This is a genomic window from Pseudomonas sp. C321 (genome assembly GCF_055407105.1).
In genome coordinates, this window is record NZ_JBUZRB010000003.1 from 596634 (window position 1) to 616184 (window position 19551).

Genomic DNA, 19551 nt, shown 5'->3' on the forward strand with positions numbered 1-19551 from the left:
CGAAAACGCTTCGAGGCGTTTTTCGGGCGCTATCGGTGAAATAGCTCGGCAAGTCGTAACCCACCGTAACTGGATGCTAATGGGCGAAGCTTTCACTAACCTTTCAGCTGCCTTTCAATGTTTTCGGGCTTCACAGCGTGGGGGACGCCTGTAAACTCCTCCGCAAAGTGTGGCGCCGGCCATCCCTGAATGAGGTAAAAATCCATGCGTGTCCTTCTGGTCGAAGACCATTTGCAGCTAGCTGAAAGTGTCGCCCAGGCGCTCAAGAGCACGGGTTTGACGGTGGATGTACTGCACGATGGCGTGGCGGCAGACCTGGCCTTGAGCAGCGAGGAATACGCGGTGGCAATCCTTGATGTGGGCCTGCCGCGCATGGACGGTTTTGAGGTGTTGGCGCGCTTGCGGGCCCGTGGAAAGAATCTTCCGGTATTGATGTTGACCGCCCGCAGTGACGTGAAGGACCGAGTGCATGGTTTGAACCTTGGCGCGGATGATTATCTGGCCAAGCCGTTCGAGCTGACGGAACTGGAAGCGCGTGTCAAGGCATTGCTGCGCCGCAGCGTATTGGGCGGCGAGCGCCAGCAGGCCTGTGGCGTGCTGGTCTACGACCTCGACACCCGGCGCTTTACCTTGGGCGGCGAACTGCTGACCCTGACTTCCCGCGAACAGGCGGTGCTGGAAGCGTTGATCGCCCGTCCAGGCCGGGTCATGAGCAAGGAGCAGTTGGCGTCCCAGGTGTTTGGCCTGGATGAAGAGGCCAGCCCGGACGCCATCGAAATCTACGTCCACCGCCTGCGCAAGAAACTCGATGGCCAACCGGTGGCTATCGTCACCTTCCGTGGCTTGGGGTACTTGCTGGAAGCGCGCGATGCATAAGCCCAGCAGCCTGCGCTGGCGCTTGCTGTGGAACCTGGCGTTGTTGCTGGTGGTGTTGATGCTGGCCAGCGGCTTGAGCGCTTACTGGAATGGTCGCGAAGCGGCCGACACGGCGTATGACCGCACCTTGCTGGCGTCGGCGCGAACCATTTCTGCCGGGCTGTCCCAACGCGACGGCACCCTCAGCGCCGACGTGCCCTATGTGGCGCTGGACACGTTCGCCTACGACAGCGCCGGGCGGATTTACTACCAGGTCAACGACATTCATCAGAAGCTGATTTCCGGCTACGAAAACCTGCCAGGCCCGCCACCGGGCACATTGCGCACGGATGATTACCCGGCCCTGGCGCGCTTTTACAACGCCCGCTATCAGGGGCAGAACGTGCGGGTGGTGAGCCTGCTCAAGGCGGTGTCGGAGCCGAACATGAACGGCATGGCGGAAATTCGCGTGGCCGAAACCGACGAAGCACGGGTCAGTATGGCCCGCAGCCTGATGGCCGACACCTTGCTGCGCCTGGGGATGCTGGCCATCGGTGCCTTGCTGCTGGTGTGGTTTGCGGTGAGTGCGGCGCTGCGTCCGCTGGAGCGGTTGCGCACGGCAGTGGAGGAACGCCAGCCAGATGATTTGCGGCCCCTGCCGCTGGTGGAAGTACAGCACGAACTGGGTCCGCTGGTGCGGGCCTTGAACCATTTCACCGAACGCCTGCGCGGGCAGTTCGAGCGCCAGGCGCAGTTTATTGCCGATGCCGCTCATGAATTGCGCACCCCGTTGGCGGCGCTCAAGGCCCGCCTTGAACTGGGTTTGCGCGCCGAAGACCCGGCCACTTGGCGTACTACCCTGGAAGCCGCCGCTCAAGGCACTGATCGCCTGACCCTTCTGGCTAATCAATTGTTGTCCTTGGCCCGTATCGAAAACGGCGCTCGGGCCATTGCCGAAGGTGGCGCGCAGTTGCTGGACTTGAGCCAGTTGGCTCGTGAGTTGGGTATGGCCATGGCGCCGCTGGCCCACGCCCGTGGCGTTGCCCTGGCATTGGAGGCGGACGAACCGGTGTGGTTGCGGGGCGAGCCAACCTTGTTAAATGAGTTGCTGAGCAATCTGGTGGACAACGCCCTGGCTCACACACCACCGGGCGGCAATGTAATCCTACGGGTCACGGCGCCGGCGGTGTTGGAAGTGGAAGATGACGGGCCGGGTATCCCGCTGGATGAGCGGGATCGGGTGTTTGAGCGGTTTTACCGGCGCAATCAGCAGGGCGCAGGTTCAGGGCTGGGGTTGGCGATTGTCGGGGAAATCTGCCGGGCCCATCTGGCGCAGATCAGCCTGCATGATGGTGAGTTGGCGGGACTGAAGGTTCGGGTGAGCTTCAACTCCTTGTAGGAGCGAGGGGGGCGCCTGGTTCTTGCTCGCGGTGCCCTTGAGTGCTTCGCGAGCAAGCTCGCTCTCAGTAAAACATCGACCGCGCGTCATCTAGGTCGGCATTCAAGGTGCGATTGTCCGGATTGATCTTAAGTTTCTTGAATGCCGGCAAGTTCGACAACGGTACCGCGGCCAACGGGTGATCGGTGCCTTTGTGGCAGTACAGCGCTGCCACTTGCACCACGTCGACATAGTCCAGGCGTTCGGAGTCACGCCCTAGGTCCAGGTACTGCCCCGGCAGCTTGACCAGCATTTCCGGAAACTCCCAGACCCGTAGCAGTTTGTCCCCCAGCAGCGGGTGAATACTTTCGATCACATGATTAAGGCTGACCGGGTCAGACAGCAGTTGATAGTGATCTTCGGCATAGGTGAGGATCGGCAGCACGCCAATCTGATGCACCAGGCCACCCAGCGCCGCCTGATCAGGCTTGAGTTGGCTGTGGCTACGACACAGCGCATAGCTGACACCTGCCACTTCCAGGCTACGGCGCCATACGTCGCGCATTTTTTGCGCGATCACTTCGGAGCGGGCGTGAAAAATTTGCTCCATCACCAGGCCAATGGCCAGGTTGCTGCTGTAGTTGGTGCCCAGGCGCGTGATGGCGGTGTGCAGGTCGGTGACTTCCTGGCTCGCCCGCAACAACGGGCTATTGACCACTTTGATCAGCCGCGCCGACAGGGCGGTATCGCGGCCGATCACTTTGCTCAAACGGCTGATGCTGATGTCCGGGTCTTCGGCGGCCTGACGAATTTCCAGGGCCACTTCCGGTAACGTTGGCAGAACCAGGTCATCGTTACCGATGGCCTTAACCAAAGCCTGTTGGACTTTTTCCGCCAGTTGGTTCATTTCTACTCTCTAGGGCGTTGCAAAAGGGTACGGCGATTAACGCTGGATCTCGCGATCTCGGTCCAGTTGGTAAGGAAGGTCGAGCAGGTGCAGCCCCGGCCCTTCCAGGGTACCTAAATGCACATCGCCACTATCTGCTGCTTCGGCTTGCAGCACCGCTAGAAGTTCAATCACTTGGTCAACTCGGGCAGCGATCACCACTTCGCCAATGGCGCTGTTGTGCGTCGGGGCAAACAGCGGTGTACCGGGCTCGGGCAATTCGCTGGCGTCCAGGCTCAGGCGGTACAGGCGGCGCTTGAGTTTGCCCAGGTATTGCATGCGGGCGACGATTTCCTGGCCGGTGTAGCAGCCTTTCTTGAAACTGACGCCGCCGACGGCCTGCAGGTTGAGCATCTGCGGGATGAATAGTTCGCGGGTCTGTGGCATGACCTGGCCGATACCGGCGCGGATCTGCCCCAGCAACCACTGGTTCAGGTCGCCTTCGGCCAGTAGGGCGGCCAGTTGGTTGTGCAGGGTTTCAGCGTTTGCCGCTGGCGCCCAGAGTTCGGCGCGGCCAGGGGAGACGCGAATGGCGATCAACTCGTCTGTGCGCGCAACACTATCGGTCTCGGGCGGCAGTTCAAGGCCGAGGCTGACAAGTGCCTGGTCGGCATCCGCCAGGCCGAAACGCACCCAGGCGGCGCTTTCGTCGGTCAGTTTGGATTTGGAGAAAACAGCGTATTTCTTCAGGTCTGCCAGTTGCGCTTCCAGCAGTTCGCTGGCCATCGCCAGCAGCACACCATCACCTTGCAACAGAATGCGAAAGCTGGACTGCATGCGCCCTTTTTGGGTGCAGCGGGCACCCAGGCTGGCCTGGGTGTCACTGAGGTAATTGAGGTTGCAGGTCAGTTGTCCCTGGAGGAACTTGGCAGCGTCAGCGCCGCGTACAGCCAGGACGCCTTCGTGGGATAGGGGGCAAAAGAAAGCAGAGTCAGCCATGGGTCATCGCAGGTTGAAAGTCATGGGTGCATCATAGAGGGGCGCCCGGTAAATGGGTAGTTTCCATGTGCTCGACCAAAGCCGGCTGTTCCAGGCGACGTCGGTCTGTATACTCGCGCTCTATTTGAGGAGCGCTCCATGGTCGAAGATGTAGAACTCAACCGCCTCTACTGGCACAGCCGTCGCGGCATGCTTGAGCTGGATGTATTGCTGGTGCCGTTCGTCAGGGAGGTCTACCCGCACCTCAACGATGTCGACCGCGACTGCTACCGAAAGCTGCTGGAATGCGAAGACCAGGACATGTTTGGCTGGTTCATGGAACGTGCCGAGTCTGAAGATCCGGAGCTGCAGCGCATGGTTCGGATGATTCTGGATCGTGTCCAGCCCAAATAATGCCTTTGAGTGCCGCTGGCAGGCCTCCGGGCAATTGCTGGCGGCCTATCTCCTTGCCCAGGCGTTCGCGCTGGGTGCGCTGTTGTTTCTCGCTGTTCCCTTGTGGGTTACCGGTCTCGGTGCAGTCTTGTGCCTGGCCCATGCCGGCTGGGTCCTGCCGCGCCATATCCTGTTGACTCACCGTTCGTCGATCCGTGGCTTGCGTCGTGACGCCGACGGTTGGCAGTTGTGGAGCGAAGTGCGCGGCTGGCACAGCGTGCAACTGCGCCCCGACAGCCTGGCATTACCGCTTATTGTAGTACTGCGCTTTCGTTTGCCGGGCGACTGGCGGGTGCATTCGATCTGCGTACCGCAGGATTCGCAGGCTGGCGATGTGCATCGGCGCCTGCGGGTACGCTTGAAGTTCAGCCGCCGTAGGTGGTTGGCACCAGAATAGTATCGAGGGCCACGGGCAGCATGTTCGGGTAGTCGAGGGTGTAATGCAGGCCTCGGCTTTCCTTGCGTTCCATGGCCGAGCGGATCATCAGTTCAGCCACCTGGGCCAGGTTGCGCAACTCGATCAGGTCGCGGCTGACTTTATAGTTACTGTAGAACTCGTCGATCTCATCCAGCAACAATCGCACCCGATGCTGCGCCCGCTGCAGGCGCTTGTTGGTACGCACGATACCCACGTAGTCCCACATGAAGCGCCGCAACTCGTCCCAGTTGTGAGCGATGATCACGTCTTCGTCGGAATCGGTGACCTGGCTGGCGTCCCAGCGGGGCAGGGCGGCCGGCACCGGGATGCGCGGCAACTGTTCGAGGATGTCAGCGGCGGCGGAGCGTGCGTAGACAAAACATTCCAGCAGCGAGTTGCTGGCCATGCGGTTGGCGCCGTGCAGGCCGGTGAAGCTGGTTTCGCCGATGGCGTACAGGCCGGGTACGTCGGTGCGGCCCTGTTGGTCGACCATGACGCCGCCACAGGTGTAGTGCGCGGCTGGGACCACCGGGATCGGGCCTTTGGTGATGTCGATGTTGAATTGCAGGCAGCGCTCGTAGACCGTCGGGAAGTGGGTCTTGATAAAGTCTTCGGGCTTGTGGCTGATGTCCAGGTAGACGCAGTCGATGCCCAGGCGCTTCATTTCGTGGTCGATGGCGCGGGCCACGATATCCCGGGGCGCCAGTTCGGCTCGTGGGTCGAAGCGCTGCATGAAACGTTCGCCGTTGGGCAGTTTCAGGTGCGCGCCCTCGCCCCGCAGGGCTTCGGTGATCAGGAAACTCTTGGCTTGTGGGTGATACAGGCAGGTGGGGTGGAACTGGTTGAACTCCAGGTTCGCTACCCGGCAGCCCGAACGCCAGGCCATGGCAATGCCATCACCGCAGGCGCCGTCGGGGTTACTGGTATAGAGGTACACCTTGGCCGCACCGCCCGAGGCCAGGATGGTGAAGCGAGCGCCGTAGGTATCGACTTCGCCGCTGCCACGGTTGAGCACGTAGGCGCCGAGACAGCGTTCGCCGGGCAGGCCCAGGCGTTTCTCGGTGATCAGGTCGACGGCGACCCGTTGCTCCAGCAGTTCGATATTCGGTCGTTGCCGGGCCTGGGCGAGCAAGGTCTTGAAAATGGCGGCGCCGGTGGCATCGGCAGCGTGGATGATGCGCCGATGGCTGTGGCCGCCTTCACGGGTCAGGTGGAACTCGAAGCCGCTGTCTTCAGTGCCGGATTGTTCATCGCGGGTGAACGGCACGCCCTGGTCGATCAGCCACTGGATGGCTTCGCGACTGTGCTCGACGGTGAAGCGCACTGCGTCTTCGTTGCACAGGCCGCCGCCGGCGTTAAGAGTGTCTTCGACATGGGATTGCACCGTATCGGTGTCATCCAGCACCGCGGCGACACCTCCCTGGGCCCAGAACGTCGAGCCGTTGGCCAGGTCGCCCTTGCTCAGTACGGCTATGCGCAGATGGCGCGGCAGGGTCAATGCAAGGCTCAAGCCTGCGGCGCCGCTGCCAATCACCAGGACATCGTGTTGAAACTGTTGGCTCATTTGAAGGATTCCGCAAAAAGCGATCCGAAGGGTTGGCGCAAACAGGACGCCTGGATCGGCGAATCAAAGGGTCACACGGCCCACTAGTATATAGAGGGGGGGATCGGCACAATAGCCAGGCATTCGTGGCATTGTGAGATTGCGGTCAACGAAGTGCACGGCTTTCACAAGCCTGCAGGTATTGGTGTGGGAACTTTTTGCATAAGCTCCGACTCAATAGCAGGTTGCCCGAAAGCTGGGAAAGCGTTGGAATTATTGATCGGCCTCTAACATGAGGCGCGTCAGAAATCCGGCGACAAGATTATTCGCGCAGCCGGCGTTGCCCGCGCTGCGTTTTTCGTGTGTGCCAAATCAGTGCGCGCCGGAAACTTGCTTGGAGGGGGAGAACTTTTGCGAAAAGTCCGAGTCTATGTTTGCAAGCCTGAACGTTCAGTTATGCAAGTCTCCTCCAAGTACAACGAGGAGTGTTCATGCTAACCCAGGAAGAGGATCAGCAGCTGGTCGAGCGCGTTCAACGCGGCGACAAGCGAGCATTTGATCTGCTAGTGCTGAAATACCAGCATAAGATTCTCGGGTTGATCGTGCGGTTTGTGCACGACACCCATGAAGCGCAGGACGTAGCGCAGGAAGCCTTTATCAAGGCATATCGTGCACTCGGTAATTTTCGCGGTGATAGTGCGTTTTACACGTGGCTTTACCGCATCGCCATTAACACGGCGAAGAACCATCTGGTTTCTCGCGGTCGCCGCCCGCCAGATAGTGATGTGAGTTCGGAAGATGCAGAATTTTACGATGGTGATCACGGCCTCAAGGATCTCGAGTCGCCGGAGCGTGCATTGCTGCGCGACGAGATCGAAGGAACCGTTCATCGCACCATTCAGCAACTGCCAGAAGATTTACGTACGGCGTTAACTTTACGTGAATTCGATGGTCTGAGTTACGAAGACATTGCGAGCGTCATGCAGTGTCCGGTGGGGACCGTACGCTCCCGGATCTTCCGGGCTCGGGAAGCCATCGATAAAGCCCTGCAGCCGTTGTTGCAGGAAAACTGAGACAGCGGCGACAGCCAAGAGAGGAACCGCCATGAGTCGTGATGCCCTGCAGGAATCGCTGTCCGCAGTGATGGATAACGAAGCGGATGAACTGGAGCTTCGTCGAGTGCTTAACGCATTTGATGACGCCGAAACCCGTGATACCTGGTCTCGTTACCAAGTCGCTCGGGCGGTGATGCACAAGGATCTACTAATCCCTCGTCTGGATATTGCTGCGGCCGTTTCTGCTGCGCTGGCTGATGAAGCCGTTCCGGCAAAAGCTGTTCGCGGTCCTTGGCGTAGCCTGGGTCGTCTGGCAGTTGCTGCTTCGGTGACTGTGGCCGTATTGGCCGGTGTGCGCCTGTACAATCAGGACGAGATCGCTGGTGCCGAGTTGGCCCAGCAAACCCAGCAACCGATCATGGCCGGTCCGCAGGTCAAGGGTCCAGCCGTACTGGCCGGCTACAAGGAAAGCTCCGACGCTACTGGCCCAATGGCCAACGGCGTGCTTCAGGGGCAGTCCGGCTGGCAGGATCAGCGCCTTCCAGGCTACCTGCGCCAACACGCACAGGAGTCGGCCTTGAAAGGCACTGAAAGTGCACTGCCATACGCTCGCGCTGCAAGCCTGGAAAACCGCTAAACCGTTAAGGAGCCTTATGCGCGCCATACCGCTCCTTGCGCTTTTGCTCAGTGGCTGGTCTGCAGTACCCGCCCATGCCGAGGAAGCCCAAGATTGGCTGATTCGTCTTGGGCGTGCCGAGCAGCAGCAAAGCTTCCAGGGCACCTTCATCTACGAGCGTAACGGTAGTTTTTCTACCCATGACATCTGGCATCGTGTTCAGAATGGTCAGGTTCGCGAGCGGCTGTTGCAGCTTGACGGCTCCGCCCAGGAAGTTGTTCGTGTCGATGGGCGTACCCAGTGCGTCAGCGGCACTCTGGTTGCCGGTCTCGGTGACTCTTCGGGCTCTCCTTCCCGTGCTTTTGACCCCCAAAAACTCGAAGCTTTCTACGACCTTGCCGTTATTGGCAAGTCGCGTGTGGCTGGCCGTAATGCGGTGATTGTGACGCTGACGCCCCGTGACCCATACCGTTATGGCTTCGAGTTGCATCTGGATCGTGAAACCGCGCTGCCATTGAAGTCATTGCTGCTTAATGACAAGGGCCAGTTGTTGGAGCGATTCCAATTCACTCAGTTGAACACCTCAGATGTACCCGGTGAGCGCCAATTGCAGCCCAGTAATGACTGCAAGCCCGTAGTGCTCGCGAGTAATAAGGTGCAGCAAGTCGGGGACGCTCAGGCTTGGCATCTGGATTGGCTGCCGCCGGGCTTCCAGCTAAGTCGCAGCAGCGTCCGCAAAGACGCGCAGACCCACGTTGTGGTCAACAGCCTGATGTACGAGGACGGGCTCGCACGCTTTTCGGTGTTTCTTGAGCCGCTTGATGACGCAACAGTGAGTGAGACCCGCGTTCAGTTAGGGCCGACGGTGGCGGTGTCGCGACGCTTGGATACGCCCGAAGGCCCGATGATGGCGACGGTTGTTGGCGAAATTCCGATTGGCACCGCTGAAAGGATTGCGTTGTCGGTTCGTAGTGGCGCGACACCCTCCAAGCAATGAGCTGTTAATACTATGTTCATCCTGACGTTTCACTGTTGTGCAGGAGCCAGTCGATGCCTGCCTTGCGGTTGAGAACATGAAATGTCTGGACAGTATTTTCACTTGCAAAATCCTACTATGTTTTTTATAGGTCAGAGTTTCTCGGCTCTGGCCTTGTTTTGTTCGCGGAACAAAAATGCCGGTGGCAGTCTCCGGCGTTTCTTGAACCCTGTCGCTCAACCCTGCTCGTCGTAACGGGAGCTGTATGTCGATACCACGTTTGAAGTCTTACCTATCCATAGTCGCCACGGTGCTGGTGCTGGGTCAGGCCGTTACCGCGCAAGCGGCCGAGCTGCCTGACTTCACCCAACTGGTGGAGCAGGCGTCGCCTGCCGTTGTGAACATCAGTACCACCCAGAAGCTACCGGATCGCAAAGTATCCAATCAGCAGATGCCAGACCTTGAAGGTCTGCCGCCGATGCTGCGGGAGTTTTTCGAGCGTGGCATGCCCCAGCCACGGTCACCCCGTGGCGGTGGTGGCGGTCAGCGCGAAGCCCAATCCCTGGGTTCTGGCTTCATCATTTCGCCCGATGGCTATATTCTCACTAACAATCACGTGATCGCTGATGCCGACGAAATTCTCGTGCGCCTGGCTGATCGCAGTGAACTCAAGGCCAAGCTTGTCGGCACTGATCCACGTTCCGACGTGGCTTTGCTGAAGATTGAAGGCAAGGACCTGCCGGTCCTGAAACTGGGTAAATCCCAAGACTTGAAAGCAGGGCAATGGGTGGTCGCCATCGGTTCGCCGTTTGGCTTCGACCACACCGTGACCCAGGGCATCATCAGCGCCATCGGTCGCAGCCTGCCGAACGAAAACTACGTGCCGTTCATCCAGACCGACGTGCCGATCAACCCGGGCAACTCCGGCGGTCCGTTGTTCAACCTGGCGGGCGAAGTGGTAGGTATCAACTCGCAGATCTACACCCGTTCCGGTGGTTTCATGGGCGTGTCGTTCGCGATTCCAATCGACGTGGCCATGGATGTTTCCAACCAGTTGAAAGACGGTGGCAAGGTCAGTCGCGGCTGGTTGGGCGTGGTGATTCAGGAAGTGAACAAGGACCTGGCTGAGTCCTTCGGCCTGGACAAGCCGGCCGGTGCCTTGGTCGCGCAGATCCAGGATGATGGGCCGGCTGCCAAAGGTGGCCTGCAAGTGGGTGACGTGATTTTGAGCATGAACGGCCAGCCGATCGTAATGTCTGCTGACTTGCCGCACCTGGTAGGTGCGCTCAAGGCCGGTAGCAAGGCCAAGCTGGAAGTGATTCGCGAAGGCAAGCGCCAGAACGTCGAGCTGACCGTAGGTGCCATCCCGGAGGAAGGCCAGGCGCTTGATGCCCTGGGCAGCAAGTCTGGCGCCGAACGTAGTAGCAATCGCCTGGGCATTGCCGTGGTCGAGCTGACCGATGAGCAGAAAAAAAGCTTCGACTTGAAAAGTGGTGTGGTCATCAAGGAAGTTCAGGATGGCCCTGCGGCGTTGATCGGCCTGCAGCCGGGGGATGTCATTACTCACCTGAACAATCAGGCGATCAACTCCGCCAAGGAGTTCACCGACATCGCCAAGGCATTGCCGAAAAATCGCTCGGTGTCGATGCGCGTCCTGCGTCAGGGTCGTGCCAGCTTCATTACCTTCAAGCTGGCTGAGTAAGCCCGCCCAGTAAACCCACCCAGTAAAAAGCCCTGCTCTCGATGCAAGAGAGCGGGGCTTTTTATTGGGTGGAGGAGAGGGCTAGGGTGCGGGGCTGGTCATCAGCAACACCGCTAAAGCCGGTCCTGCAATGACTGTCTGACAGACCACTCTAGCCGCGAGGTAAATAAATATCGGTTTTTATGGTGGGAAGTTTCTGAATGTTACCCAGCCATCTAAATGTGTAACCTGCTGCCCAAGCATGAGGCAAAGTGCTACTCCGGCACCCCTTAAACGCCCATTTTAGATACACCCGAAAATAAGATTAAACGTCAGACTTGCCGGACTAGAAGGGTTTGCGAATAATGGGCCCGTAACTTGCAGTGTTAACAGGTTTAATATCTTTAGCCTCTGCACAAAATCAAGGGGCTGTCAATGCGCTTGAGCCGCTTTCTCGGTGCTTCTGTAAATTGTTGTCGCATTGAGGAAATATCGGCTTCCGCCCTGTCGTTAGAATGCCGATCACTCGCTCGCCGTCGCTGCTGTTGAATTTGCGTAGGACGAAGCGCCGCTATTCGGTTTCACTCAGTCGCATCGTGAGCCATGGCTCATACTGCTGTTTTTGCCCTATACCGATGGAGTCCCAAGATGAAGAAACTCGTGCTGTTGGGCGCCCTGGCGCTGTCCGTCCTGTCGATGCAGGCCTTCGCCGCCGATGAAAAACCCCTGAAGATTGGTATCGAAGCGGCTTACCCTCCGTTTGCCTCGAAGGCACCGGACGGCAGCATCGTTGGTTTTGACTACGACATCGGCAACGCCCTGTGCGAAGAGATGAAGGTCAAGTGCACGTGGGTCGAGCAAGAGTTCGACGGCCTGATCCCTGCGCTTAAAGTGCGCAAGATCGACGCGATCCTGTCGTCCATGTCCATCACTGACGACCGCAAGAAGTCTGTGGACTTCACTAACCGCTACTACCTGACCCCAGCGCGTCTGGCGTTGAAGGAAGGTACCGTTGTCAGCGACAGCCTGGATGAGTTGAAAGGCAAGAAAATCGGCGTGCAGCGCGGTTCGATCCACGACCGTTTCGCCAAGGAAGTCTTGGCACCTAAAGGCGCCACCGTGGTTCCTTACAGCTCGCAGAACGAAATCTACCTGGACGTGGAAGCTGGTCGCCTTGACGGTACCGTGGCAGACGCCACTCTGTTGCAGGAAGGTTTCCTCGATACGCCAGCCGGTAAAGGCTATGCGTTTGTCGGCCCAGCCTTCACCGACGCCAAATACTTCGGCGACGGTATTGGCATCGCAGTACGCAAGGGCGACAAGGCCAATCTGGACCGGATCAATGCTGCCATTGATGCGATCCGTGCCAACGGCAAATACAAGCTTATCCAGGACAAGTACTTCAACTTCGATATTTACGGCGCTGACACCAAAGCCGCCAACTAACTTATCGCAGCGGTCTGTCTTAAATGGCGCAAGCAACAGGGTCTCTGAAGTTTGCGCCATTTTTTCATCCCCCTTTTCGAGGACCTGAATCATGTTGAAAGGCTACGGGGCTGTCATCCTCGATGGCGCATGGTTGACGCTTCAGCTCGCCTTGTCGTCCATGGCCTTGGCCATTGTTCTGGGTCTGATCGGGGTCGCGTTACGCCTGTCGCCGGTGCGTTGGTTGGCCTGGCTGGGCGATTTGTATTCGACGGTGATCCGTGGGATTCCCGACCTGGTGCTGATCCTGCTGATTTTCTACGGCGGTCAGGACCTGTTGAACCGCGTCGCGCCGCTGCTGGGCTACGACGACTATATTGACTTGAACCCCTTGGTCGCCGGTATTGGCACCCTGGGTTTCATCTTTGGCGCCTACCTCTCGGAGACTTTCCGTGGCGCCTTTATGGCAATCCCCAAGGGCCAGGCCGAAGCCGGTCTCGCCTACGGCATGAGCAGTTTTCAGGTGTTTTTCCGGGTGATGGTGCCGCAGATGATTCGTCTGGCGATCCCCGGGTTCACCAACAACTGGCTGGTACTGACCAAGGCCACCGCGCTGATTTCCGTGGTGGGCCTGCAAGACATGATGTTCAAGGCCAAGCAGGCGGCCGATGCCACCCGCGAACCTTTTACCTTCTTCCTCGCAGTGGCGGCGATGTACCTGGTGATCACCAGCGTCTCGTTGCTGGCCCTGCGTTATCTTGAGAAGCGCTACTCGGTAGGCATAAGGGCGGCTGATCTATGATCTTCGACTACAACGTCATCTGGGAGGCTATGCCGCTGTACCTCGGCGGTTTGCTGACCACCCTGAAATTGCTGGCCATCTCGCTGTTCTTCGGTTTGCTCGCTGCCTTGCCCCTGGGCCTGATGCGTGTGTCCAGGCAGCCGATCATCAACGGCGCCGCCTGGCTCTACACCTACGTGATCCGCGGCACGCCGATGTTGGTGCAGCTGTTCTTGATCTACTACGGTCTGGCCCAGTTTGAAGCGGTGCGCGAAAGTTTCCTCTGGCCGTTGCTGTCCAGTGCGACCTTCTGCGCCTGCCTGGCCTTTGCCATCAACACCAGCGCCTACACCGCCGAGATCATCGCCGGCAGCCTCAAGTCCACGCCCAATGGCGAGATCGAAGCGGCCAAGGCCATGGGCATGTCGCGCTACAAGCTGTATCGCCGCATCCTGTTGCCGTCGGCCTTGCGCCGGGCGCTGCCGCAGTACAGCAACGAAGTGATCATGATGCTGCAGACCACCAGCCTGGCCTCCATCGTCACGTTGATCGATATCACCGGTGCTGCGCGCACGGTGAACGCCCAGTATTACTTGCCGTTTGAAGCCTACATTACCGCCGGTGTGTTCTATCTGTGCCTGACCTTCATCCTGGTGCGCCTGTTCAAGTTGGCCGAGCGCCGCTGGCTCAGCTACCTGGCTCCACGGAAGCATTGATATGGAGCGTATCGATCATCTGTTGCCCTGGGGTCACCTAGGTTGTGAGCGCCAACTGACGGTGTTCCGTTTCGGCAGCGGCGAGCGCAAGGCCTACATCCAGGCCAGCCTGCACGCCGATGAATTACCTGGCATGCGTGCCGCCTGGGAGCTGAAAAAGCGCCTGACCGAACTGGAACAGCAAGGCGCTCTTAACGGGGTGATTGAGTTGGTTCCAGTGGCTAACCCGATGGGGTTGGGCCAGTTGCTGCAGGGCGGTCATCAGGGGCGTTTCGAGGCGGGCACCGGCAAGAATTTCAACCGTGATTTCGTCGAGTTGAGTGAGCCGGTCGGGCGGTTGCTGGAGGGTCGTCTGGGTGATGACCCACACGCGAATGTTCGGCTGATCCGCCAGGCCATGACCGATGTGCTCAACGCTTTGCCGCCGGCTGCCAGCCAGTTACAGGGCATGCAGCGGCTGCTGCTCAGTCATGCCTGCACCGCCGATGTGGTCCTCGACCTGCATTGCGATTGCGAAGCCGCGTTGCACATGTACGCGCTGCCGCAGCATTGGCCGCAGTGGCGTTCGTTGTCGGCGCATTTGAATGTGAAGGTCGGATTGCTGGCGGAAGACTCCGGTGGCAACTCCTTTGACGAAGCCTGCTCGGTGCCGTGGTTGCGTTTATCTCGGCAGTTCCCCGAGGCGCAGATTCCCCTGGCGTGCATGTCCACGACCCTGGAGCTGGGCGGCCAGTCCGACACCGGTCGAGACGAGGCGATCTTCCATGCTGAAGGCATCCTCGCGTTTCTCGCTGAGCAAGGCTTGATCAAAGGCGACTGGCCAGCGCCGCAGCACGAACCGTGTGAAGGCGTGCCGTTTGAAGGCACCGAAATGCTCTTCGCGCCCCACGCTGGCGTTATCAGCTTCCTGCTTGCGCCGGGTACTTGGGTGGAGGCGGGTGAGCCGCTGTTTGAAGTGATTGATCCCTTGTCCGATCAGGTCAGCATTGTTTGCGCTGGCACGTCCGGAGTGCTGTTTGCCGTTGAACGGCTACGTTATGCCCAAGCAGGTTTTTGGCTGGCCAAGGTGGCGGGGCGCGAAGCGCTGCGTCATGGGCCCTTGCTGAACGACTGACCCACTGTTTTTGTGAGAACCGACCGCATGTACAAACTTGAAGTCCAAGACCTGCATAAACGCTATGGCAGTCATGAAGTGCTCAAAGGTGTGTCCCTGGCCGCCTCGGCAGGTGATGTGATCAGCATCATCGGCTCTAGTGGCTCGGGTAAAAGTACCTTTTTGCGCTGCATCAACCTGCTGGAGCAACCCCACGCTGGCCGGATTCTGCTCAACAACGAAGAGCTCAAGCTGGTGGCCAATAAGGACGGCGCGATGAAGGCCGCAGACCCCAAACAGCTGCAACGCATGCGTTCGCGACTGTCGATGGTGTTCCAGCACTTCAATCTGTGGTCCCACATGACGGCGATGGAAAACGTCATGGAAGCGCCGGTCCACGTTCTTGGCATGTCGAAAAAAGACGCTCGGGAAAAGGCTGAGCATTACCTGGCCAAGGTTGGCGTGAGCCATCGCAAGGATGCTTTCCCCGGCCATATGTCCGGCGGCGAGCAGCAACGCGTGGCGATTGCCCGCGCCCTGGCGATGGAGCCCGAAGTGATGCTGTTCGACGAACCAACCTCGGCCCTCGACCCTGAATTGGTAGGCGAAGTGCTCAAGGTGATGAAGGACCTGGCCCAGGAAGGTCGGACCATGGTGGTGGTGACCCACGAAATGGGCTTTGCCCGCGAAGTCTCCAACCAGTTGGTGTTCTTGCACAAAGGCATCGTCGAAGAACGTGGCGACCCGCGCGAAGTGCTGGTCAATCCGCAATCGGAGCGTCTGCAACAGTTTCTTTCCGGTAGCTTGAAGTAATCAAGACTGCCGTTGTGCACCCATTTAGGGCATGCTTCGCGCTTTGCGCCACATGCACTATGTTGGTGGTTGCCGCTTTCGGCCTTTAACACTGTTTTTCGTTTCGGATAGCACTCCATGACCGCCCATCGCATTGGTTTCCTGATTTGGCCCAGCACTAAAGCACTGACGCTTGCGCTGGCTGAGGAGGCCTTGCGCGTTGCTCAGCGGGTGCATCCGGACGTGGTTTACGAGCTGTCGTTCCTGCAGGCCGAGCCGCCGGTCGACGGCGCCTGGCAATTGCCGGGTGAACCTTGGGCCGGCAAGCTGGAAGGCTTTCAAAAGCTGTTCCTGCTGGCCGATGAACCGCCGACTGTTATCGCTTCACAGCTGAGTAGCGCCCTCAAGCAACTGGTTCGCGCCGGGTGTGTGATTGGTGGCTTGTCAGCGGGCGTCTATCCGTTGGCCCAGCTTGGTCTTCTTGATGGTTATCGCGCCGCCGTGCATTGGCGCTGGCAGGACGATTTTGCCGAACGTTTCCCCAAGGTTATCGCCACCAGCCATCTGTTTGACTGGGACCGTGATCGCCTGACCGCCTGTGGTGGCATGTCGGTACTCGATCTGTTGTTGGCTGTATTGGCCCGTGACCACGGGGCCGAACTGGCCGGTGCCGTCTCGGAAGAATTGGTGGTGGAGCGCATCCGCGAAGGCGGCGAGCGCCAACGTATTCCCCTGCAAAACCGCCTGGGTTCCAGCCATCCAAAGCTGACCCAGGCAGTGTTGTTGATGGAAGCCAACATCGAAGAGCCGCTGACCACCGACGAAATCGCCCAGCACGTATGCGTGTCGCGACGACAGCTGGAGCGGATCTTCAAGCAATATCTCAACCGCGTCCCCAGCCAGTACTACCTGGAACTGCGCCTGAACAAGGCCCGGCAAATGTTGATGCAAACCAGCAAGTCGATCATCCAGATTGGCTTGTCCTGCGGCTTCTCCTCGGGGCCGCACTTCTCCAGCGCCTACCGCAACTTCTTTGGCGCCACCCCTCGCGAAGACCGCAACCATCGGCGCAGTAGCAGCCCGTTCGAGTTGTCGTCGGTACCGTCCGAACGCGCTTGATCACTCCTCCATTGGTTCCTGTTTGCCGGTAGTAGGCGCGCAACAGCTCAAGGCTTTGTGCTGACAGTGGATTGCCGCTCACGTTGGAGTCGTCATTGAGTGGCTATTTCCAGCAACTCGCGGGGCAGGGGCTCAATATCGTTGTTGCTGCCCACTAGACCCACACACGGTTTAAACTGCGCCATTGCGACGCTATTTGTCGCATTGGCGTAAACCCGTGTAAATCGCGGGTTGGCGCTATAAGAAGTTGTCGCTTGGCGGCAAGGCCGCGCTGAAAACTGTCCTTACAATCCCTGCATCGCCCGCCAGTTTCAGGCAGGCGTTCCTCTTCAGGAGACTCCGATGTCCGTTGAGCAAGCCCCGGTGCAACGTGCCGATTTCGACCAGGTCATGGTTCCCAACTACGCACCTGCCGCTTTTATCCCCGTGCGTGGCGCAGGTTCCCGTGTGTGGGACCAGGCGGGCCGAGAGCTGATCGACTTTGCCGGCGGCATCGCGGTCAACGTATTGGGCCATGCCCACCCGGCGCTGGTCGGTGCATTGACCGAACAGGCCAACAAGCTGTGGCACGTGTCCAACGTCTTCACTAATGAGCCGGCCCTGCGCCTGGCCCGCAAGCTGATCGACGCCACCTTTGCCGAGCGTGTGTTCTTCTGCAACTCCGGCGCCGAAGCCAACGAGGCCGCCTTCAAGCTGGCCCGTCGCGTGGCGTTCGACCGTTTCGGTACCGAAAAATACGAAATCATCGCGGCCCTGAACAGCTTTCACGGTCGTACCCTGTTCACCGTCAACGTCGGCGGCCAGTCGAAGTATTCCGACGGCTTCGGTCCGAAAATCATCGGTATCACCCACGTTCCGTTCAACGATCTGGAGGCCCTGAAAGCCGCCGTTTCGGACAAGACCTGCGCCGTGGTGCTGGAGCCGATCCAGGGCGAAGGCGGCGTATTGCCGGCTGAACTGGCTTACCTGCAAGGCGCCCGCGACCTGTGCGACGCCAACAACGCGTTGCTGGTGTTCGACGAAGTGCAGACTGGCATGGGCCGCAGCGGTGAGCTGTTCGCCTACCAGCATTACGGCGTGACCCCGGACATTCTTACCAGCGCCAAGAGCCTGGGCGGCGGTTTCCCGATCGCTGCCATGCTGACTCGCGAAGACTTGGCCAAGCACCTGGTGGTTGGCACCCACGGCACCACTTACGGCGGTAACCCGCTGGCGTGCGCAGTGGCGGAAGCAGTGATCGATGTGATCAATACTCCTGAAGTGCTGGCCGGTGTTAACGCCAAGCACGACTTGTTCGTTTCCCGCCTGGAGCAGATCGGCCAGCAATACGGCATCTTCACCCAAGTGCGCGGCCTGGGCCTGTTGCTCGGTTGTGTGCTGAGCGATGCCTGGAAAGGCCGTGCCAAGGACATCTTCAATGCCGCCGAGCGTGAAGGCCTGATGATTCTGCAAGCCGGTCCCGACGTGGTGCGTTTCGCCCCGAGCCTGGTGGTGGAAGATGCCGATATCCAGGAAGGCCTGGACCGTTTCGAACGTGCTGTGAAGAACCTGACGCAAGCCTGATTCATCCCCTGTAGGAGCGAGCTTGCTCACGATGGTCGTTAACGATAACGCGGGGTACCTGATGCCCTGTGGTGTTTTTGAGACCATCGCGAGCAAGCTCGCTCCTGCAGAGGTTTTGAGCCCCCTATTTTGTATTTTCTGGAATTAAGGAGTGACACCATGCTGGTGATGCGCCCCGCGCAAATGGCTGATCTGGGCGAGGTACAGCGTCTGGCTGCGGACAGCCCGATTGGTGTCACCTCCTTGCCGGATGATGTCGAACGCCTGAGCGACAAGATCGCCGCAAGCGAAGCGTCCTTCGCTGCCGAAGTCAGTTTCAACGGCGAGGAAAGCTACTTCTTCGTCCTCGAAGACACCGTCGCCGGCAAGCTGGTGGGCTGCTCCGCCATCGTCGCCTCGGCCGGCTACTCGGAACCGTTCTACAGTTTTCGCAATGAAACCTTCGTTCACGCCTCCCGCGAGCTGAAGATTCACAACAAGATCCACGTGCTATCGCAGTGCCACGACCTGACTGGCAACAGCCTGCTGACCAGTTTCTACGTGGTGCCGGAATTGGTGGGTTCGGCCTGGTCGGAACTCAATTCCCGTGGTCGCCTGTTGTTCGTCGCCAGCCATCCCGAGCGGTTCGCCGATTCGGTGGTGACCGAAATTGTCGGCTATAGCGATGAGAACGGTGAATCGCCGTTCTGGGATGCCATAGGTCGCAATTTCTTCGGCCTCAACTACGCCACCGCCGAGCGCCTGTGCGGGCTGAAAAGCCGCACCTTCCTCGCCGAACTGATGCCGCACTATCCGATCTACGTACCGCTGCTGCCGGACGAAGCCCAGGAAGCCATGGGCCAGGTGCACCCACGGGCGCAGGTCACCTTCGACATCTTGATGCGCGAAGGTTTTGAAACCGATCACTACATCGACATCTTCGACGGCGGGCCGACCCTGCATGCGCGCGTCTCGAGCATTCGCTCGATTGCCCAGAGCCGCGTGGTGCCGGTGAAAATCGCTGAGATGGTCAAGGGTGTTGGCCGTCAGTACCTGGTCAGCAATGCGCAATTGCAGGATTACCGCGCAGTGTTGCTGGAACTGGACTACGCGCCAGGAAAACCAGTGACCCTGGACCTGGAAACGGCCGAGGCCCTGGGCGTCGGCGAAGGTGCCAGCGTGCGCCTGGTTGCGGTTTAAAGTCTTACAGCAGCGAGTTTCGCGGGTGGCTGGAATCAGCGGCC

19 protein-coding genes are annotated in these 19551 nt (G+C 59.2%); 16 read left to right on the forward strand and 3 right to left on the reverse strand.

The window, feature by feature from the left end:
* The first annotated feature begins 204 nt into the window (after positions 1-204).
* Together ACZRJ6_RS12390 and ACZRJ6_RS12395 are read left to right on the forward strand one after the other, a co-directional pair.
* The gene (locus ACZRJ6_RS12390; RefSeq protein WP_133099271.1) at positions 205-876 is read left to right on the forward strand and encodes a response regulator; all 672 of its coding nucleotides are present in this window, start codon (positions 205-207) and stop codon (positions 874-876) included.
* Positions 869-2254, forward strand: a complete 1386-nt coding sequence (locus ACZRJ6_RS12395) for a sensor histidine kinase (RefSeq protein ID WP_463968336.1) — start codon at positions 869-871, stop codon at positions 2252-2254. The genes ACZRJ6_RS12390 and ACZRJ6_RS12395 overlap by 8 nt, the downstream gene beginning before the upstream one ends.
* A gap of 64 nt (positions 2255-2318) precedes the next feature.
* Here ACZRJ6_RS12395 and ACZRJ6_RS12400 read toward each other — a convergent pair whose 3' ends face one another.
* Together ACZRJ6_RS12400 and ygfZ are read right to left on the reverse strand one after the other, a co-directional pair.
* Positions 2319-3140 (reverse strand): HDOD domain-containing protein, encoded by an 822-nt coding sequence (locus ACZRJ6_RS12400; RefSeq protein WP_463968337.1) that lies wholly within the window; start codon positions 3138-3140, stop codon positions 2319-2321.
* 36 nt (positions 3141-3176) lie between these two features.
* Entirely contained in the window at positions 3177-4118 is a 942-nt protein-coding gene (ygfZ, locus tag ACZRJ6_RS12405; RefSeq protein WP_463968338.1) for a CAF17-like 4Fe-4S cluster assembly/insertion protein YgfZ, read from the reverse strand.
* Between the two features lie 138 nt (positions 4119-4256).
* Between ygfZ and ACZRJ6_RS12410 the strand changes: the two genes are divergently transcribed.
* Both ACZRJ6_RS12410 and ACZRJ6_RS12415 read left to right on the forward strand, forming a co-directional pair.
* Complete coding sequence (locus tag ACZRJ6_RS12410; RefSeq protein ID WP_003212000.1) at positions 4257-4511, forward strand: FAD assembly factor SdhE; 255 nt, start codon at positions 4257-4259, stop codon at positions 4509-4511.
* Complete coding sequence (locus tag ACZRJ6_RS12415; RefSeq protein ID WP_463968339.1) at positions 4495-4947, forward strand: protein YgfX; 453 nt, start codon at positions 4495-4497, stop codon at positions 4945-4947. The genes ACZRJ6_RS12410 and ACZRJ6_RS12415 overlap by 17 nt, the downstream gene beginning before the upstream one ends.
* Here the strand turns inward: ACZRJ6_RS12415 and nadB are convergent.
* Positions 4916-6532 carry an L-aspartate oxidase gene (gene nadB / locus ACZRJ6_RS12420; RefSeq protein WP_463968340.1) on the reverse strand — a complete coding sequence of 539 codons (1617 nt, stop codon included), beginning with the start codon at positions 6530-6532 and terminating at the stop codon, positions 4916-4918. The two genes, ACZRJ6_RS12415 and nadB, sit on opposite strands and share 32 nt — an antisense overlap.
* A 470-nt stretch (positions 6533-7002) precedes the next feature.
* Between nadB and rpoE the strand changes: the two genes are divergently transcribed.
* The 12 genes from rpoE (at position 7003) to aruF (ending at position 19507) form a co-directional block, all read left to right on the forward strand.
* Positions 7003-7584 (forward strand): RNA polymerase sigma factor RpoE, encoded by a 582-nt coding sequence (gene rpoE / locus ACZRJ6_RS12425; protein WP_133099265.1) that lies wholly within the window; start codon positions 7003-7005, stop codon positions 7582-7584.
* A 31-nt stretch (positions 7585-7615) separates the two neighbouring features.
* Complete coding sequence (locus ACZRJ6_RS12430) at positions 7616-8203, forward strand: sigma-E factor negative regulatory protein (protein WP_149413566.1); 588 nt, start codon at positions 7616-7618, stop codon at positions 8201-8203.
* Positions 8204-8219: 16 nt separating this feature from the next.
* On the forward strand, positions 8220-9179 hold the full coding sequence (locus ACZRJ6_RS12435; protein ID WP_463968341.1) for a MucB/RseB C-terminal domain-containing protein: 960 nt from the start codon (positions 8220-8222) through the stop codon (positions 9177-9179).
* A 244-nt stretch (positions 9180-9423) separates the two neighbouring features.
* Positions 9424-10860 (forward strand): DegQ family serine endoprotease, encoded by a 1437-nt coding sequence (locus ACZRJ6_RS12440; protein WP_463968342.1) that lies wholly within the window; start codon positions 9424-9426, stop codon positions 10858-10860.
* 627 nt (positions 10861-11487) lie between these two features.
* Positions 11488-12285, forward strand: coding sequence for an ABC transporter substrate-binding protein (locus ACZRJ6_RS12445; RefSeq protein ID WP_463968343.1), 798 nt, complete (start codon positions 11488-11490; stop codon positions 12283-12285).
* A 91-nt stretch (positions 12286-12376) separates the two neighbouring features.
* Positions 12377-13066: an ABC transporter permease gene (locus ACZRJ6_RS12450; RefSeq protein WP_463968344.1), complete on the forward strand. Its 690-nt coding sequence runs from the start codon at positions 12377-12379 to the stop codon at positions 13064-13066.
* A complete protein-coding gene (locus ACZRJ6_RS12455) occupies positions 13063-13761 on the forward strand; it encodes an ABC transporter permease (RefSeq protein ID WP_463968345.1) in 699 nt (232 codons plus the stop codon). The genes ACZRJ6_RS12450 and ACZRJ6_RS12455 overlap by 4 nt, the downstream gene beginning before the upstream one ends.
* Before the next feature lies 1 nt (position 13762).
* Complete coding sequence (locus tag ACZRJ6_RS12460) at positions 13763-14875, forward strand: succinylglutamate desuccinylase/aspartoacylase family protein (RefSeq protein ID WP_463968346.1); 1113 nt, start codon at positions 13763-13765, stop codon at positions 14873-14875.
* 27 nt (positions 14876-14902) lie between these two features.
* Positions 14903-15667 carry an ABC transporter ATP-binding protein gene (locus ACZRJ6_RS12465; protein WP_463968347.1) on the forward strand — a complete coding sequence of 255 codons (765 nt, stop codon included), beginning with the start codon at positions 14903-14905 and terminating at the stop codon, positions 15665-15667.
* A gap of 117 nt (positions 15668-15784) precedes the next feature.
* Positions 15785-16765 (forward strand): GlxA family transcriptional regulator, encoded by a 981-nt coding sequence (locus tag ACZRJ6_RS12470; RefSeq protein WP_463968348.1) that lies wholly within the window; start codon positions 15785-15787, stop codon positions 16763-16765.
* A gap of 342 nt (positions 16766-17107) precedes the next feature.
* The gene (locus tag ACZRJ6_RS12475) at positions 17108-18328 is read left to right on the forward strand and encodes an aspartate aminotransferase family protein (protein WP_463968349.1); all 1221 of its coding nucleotides are present in this window, start codon (positions 17108-17110) and stop codon (positions 18326-18328) included.
* Between the two features lie 159 nt (positions 18329-18487).
* Positions 18488-19507, forward strand: coding sequence for an arginine/ornithine succinyltransferase subunit alpha (gene aruF / locus ACZRJ6_RS12480; RefSeq protein ID WP_463968350.1), 1020 nt, complete (start codon positions 18488-18490; stop codon positions 19505-19507).
* The last annotated feature ends 44 nt before the right edge of the window (positions 19508-19551 follow it).

Excerpts from the sequence above, each read along its gene's own strand:
- nadB (WP_463968340.1), bottom strand. The coding sequence starts at position 6,532 with ATGAGCCAACAGTTTCAACACGATGTCCTGGTGATTGGCAGCGGCGCC.
- ACZRJ6_RS12400 (WP_463968337.1), bottom strand. The coding sequence starts at position 3,140 with ATGAACCAACTGGCGGAAAAAGTCCAACAGGCTTTGGTTAAGGCCATC.
- ACZRJ6_RS12410 (WP_003212000.1), top strand. The coding sequence starts at position 4,257 with ATGGTCGAAGATGTAGAACTCAACCGCCTCTACTGGCACAGCCGTCGC.
- ACZRJ6_RS12440 (WP_463968342.1), top strand. The coding sequence starts at position 9,424 with ATGTCGATACCACGTTTGAAGTCTTACCTATCCATAGTCGCCACGGTG.
- ACZRJ6_RS12390 (WP_133099271.1), top strand. The coding sequence starts at position 205 with ATGCGTGTCCTTCTGGTCGAAGACCATTTGCAGCTAGCTGAAAGTGTC.
- ACZRJ6_RS12460 (WP_463968346.1), top strand. The coding sequence starts at position 13,763 with ATGGAGCGTATCGATCATCTGTTGCCCTGGGGTCACCTAGGTTGTGAG.
- ACZRJ6_RS12455 (WP_463968345.1), top strand. The coding sequence starts at position 13,063 with ATGATCTTCGACTACAACGTCATCTGGGAGGCTATGCCGCTGTACCTC.
- ygfZ (WP_463968338.1), bottom strand. The coding sequence starts at position 4,118 with ATGGCTGACTCTGCTTTCTTTTGCCCCCTATCCCACGAAGGCGTCCTG.
- ACZRJ6_RS12430 (WP_149413566.1), top strand. The coding sequence starts at position 7,616 with ATGAGTCGTGATGCCCTGCAGGAATCGCTGTCCGCAGTGATGGATAAC.
- ACZRJ6_RS12450 (WP_463968344.1), top strand. The coding sequence starts at position 12,377 with ATGTTGAAAGGCTACGGGGCTGTCATCCTCGATGGCGCATGGTTGACG.
- ACZRJ6_RS12470 (WP_463968348.1), top strand. The coding sequence starts at position 15,785 with ATGACCGCCCATCGCATTGGTTTCCTGATTTGGCCCAGCACTAAAGCA.
- ACZRJ6_RS12465 (WP_463968347.1), top strand. The coding sequence starts at position 14,903 with ATGTACAAACTTGAAGTCCAAGACCTGCATAAACGCTATGGCAGTCAT.
- ACZRJ6_RS12445 (WP_463968343.1), top strand. The coding sequence starts at position 11,488 with ATGAAGAAACTCGTGCTGTTGGGCGCCCTGGCGCTGTCCGTCCTGTCG.
- ACZRJ6_RS12435 (WP_463968341.1), top strand. The coding sequence starts at position 8,220 with ATGCGCGCCATACCGCTCCTTGCGCTTTTGCTCAGTGGCTGGTCTGCA.
- ACZRJ6_RS12475 (WP_463968349.1), top strand. The coding sequence starts at position 17,108 with ATGTCCGTTGAGCAAGCCCCGGTGCAACGTGCCGATTTCGACCAGGTC.
- ACZRJ6_RS12395 (WP_463968336.1), top strand. The coding sequence starts at position 869 with ATGCATAAGCCCAGCAGCCTGCGCTGGCGCTTGCTGTGGAACCTGGCG.
- rpoE (WP_133099265.1), top strand. The coding sequence starts at position 7,003 with ATGCTAACCCAGGAAGAGGATCAGCAGCTGGTCGAGCGCGTTCAACGC.
- aruF (WP_463968350.1), top strand. The coding sequence starts at position 18,488 with ATGCTGGTGATGCGCCCCGCGCAAATGGCTGATCTGGGCGAGGTACAG.